This is a genomic window from Yoonia sp. R2-816, assembly GCF_046762905.1.
Lineage (GTDB): Bacteria > Pseudomonadota > Alphaproteobacteria > Rhodobacterales > Rhodobacteraceae > Yoonia.
In genome coordinates, this window is record NZ_JBKQXN010000078.1 from 1 (window position 1) to 1,770 (window position 1,770).

The window sequence follows — 1,770 nt, forward strand, 5'->3', positions numbered from 1 at the left end:
TTCTTCAATATATCTCTGAAATCGCGTCCTGAGTGCCAATGGCAAAGGTGCTGACATGATCCATCCTCCCAAACAGGATGAATCACATCTGATCCCTCAAGGGAATCCCCAGCGATTCAGGTTCAAACCGAAACGCTTTAAACGTCGCCTTTGGCGCAAGATACATATTGGGATTGATGAAGAAACACTGGAGATACGGGCCGTTGAGGTAACGACCAGCAGCATAGGCGACGCCCCGATGCTACCGGATCTTCTCGGCCAGATCCCATCCGACGAAGACATCAGCAATGTCACTGCGGACGGTGCGTTCGACACGCGCAAATGTCATGATGCGATTGCAGCCCGCAATGCCCACGCGGTCATACCGCCACGCAAGAATGCGAAGCTTTGGAAAGCAGACACACCAGGTGCCAGAGCGCGAAACGAAGCCGTGCGATCATCAAAGTATCTGGGACGTGCATTGTGGCGGCACTTGACCGGATATCATCGCAGAAGCCGCGTCGAGACAAAGATGCACTGTTTAAAACTACTGGGTCAGCGCCTCTCAGCGCGCGACTTTGACCGGCAGGTTGCCGAGATCCAGATCCGGGCTGCCATCCTCAATGGCTTCACAGCACTCGGCATCCCCAAAACCGTGGCTGCAGAATAAATCCGTCTGGGGTAACGGGACGTCTATCAATTAACCGATTTGTGCAACAAAGTCATTAAGACTGCGAAGAAGAAGTTCTACATTTCCAAAAATCTCCTGTACGAATTCTTGTGTGCTACACCAATGGATGATTCGTAAGAGAGACAGCCGAATCACCAATAGCAAAGATCTATACCTCAATAGGTTGTTGGTATTGGCCTTCAGGCTTAAAATAGCCGAATATGCAATTGCCTTTTGGGCTCGGCGTGACGCGGTAATGCATATCGGTTTTTCTCCAGCCGCGTCACGCGACACATTGATCTGTTATATCTATTCCAGCGCTGAATGTCAGGTTTGGAAAACGTCAAGCCAATAACCTGAAAACCAAGCGCTAACAATTGCTCTTCTTATCAAGCATAAGTTGTTGTATGGCATTTATGCTTCTTCGGTTTTGCACAAATTGCGCTTGCGATTAACTACATGAAGCCACCATGATGGCTGGAACGCATGAGCAGTTGGACACCACAAAGCACAAGACCACAAACCGGCCAGCTTGCAACAATGTGTTAAAGCGACGCGGATCATTCGAGTTTTGGTTTGACTTAGAGATGGTCTGAGTGCTGCTACCGAACGGTGTATCCGTTGCAAGATTCCTATCGACAATGATGAAGAAACACTGGAGATTCATGCCGCAGAGGTCATGGTCGACAATCTTGACGACGCTACAACTTTGCTCGAGCTGCTCGAACAAATCCTGCCCGATCAGAGCATTGTGTCGGCGATCACAGACGGTTCTTATGGTACACACAATGCCGGGGCGTGATTTCCGACCGCAATGCTTGCACCGTTATCCCGAAGCGCAAAAAAATGCAGAGCTGTGGAAACTCACGAGCGCCGGAGCCATCGACTGGCATTAGGCGATTGGTGCATCGCACTTGTCGTGGTCGAACGACCTGAAAGCGGAAGAGCGGATAAGATCGCAGAGGCCGCCTCGAAGCCAAGAGAGATATAGCTGAAAGTTGGTGATAGCCCCTGAGGGGCGGCATATCATGGCGTTGTTGACGCGCCGCAATTCTCATTTGAGAAAAGGATATGCCACATGACGAAGACTACCATCACGACGTTGCCCGATCCACATGGAT

The 1,770-nt window shown here is 50.3% G+C and carries 1 protein-coding gene and 1 pseudogene; both read left to right on the top strand.

Translation table 11 applies throughout. The annotated features are described in order from the left end of the window. Positions 1-139 precede the first annotated feature (139 nt). Positions 140-649 (top strand): annotated as a pseudogene (locus tag ACFWW2_RS01465) (IS5 family transposase); the annotation flags it as partial. Between the two features lie 679 nt (positions 650-1,328). After that, positions 1,329-1,451: a hypothetical protein gene (locus ACFWW2_RS01470; protein WP_393925585.1), complete on the top strand. Its 123-nt coding sequence runs from the start codon at positions 1,329-1,331 to the stop codon at positions 1,449-1,451. The last annotated feature ends 319 nt before the right edge of the window (positions 1,452-1,770 follow it).

Bases quoted from the DNA above. Each gene is read 5' to 3' on its own strand.
- ACFWW2_RS01470 (WP_393925585.1), top strand. From the start codon at position 1,329: ATGGTCGACAATCTTGACGACGCTACAACTTTGCTCGAGCTGCTCGAA.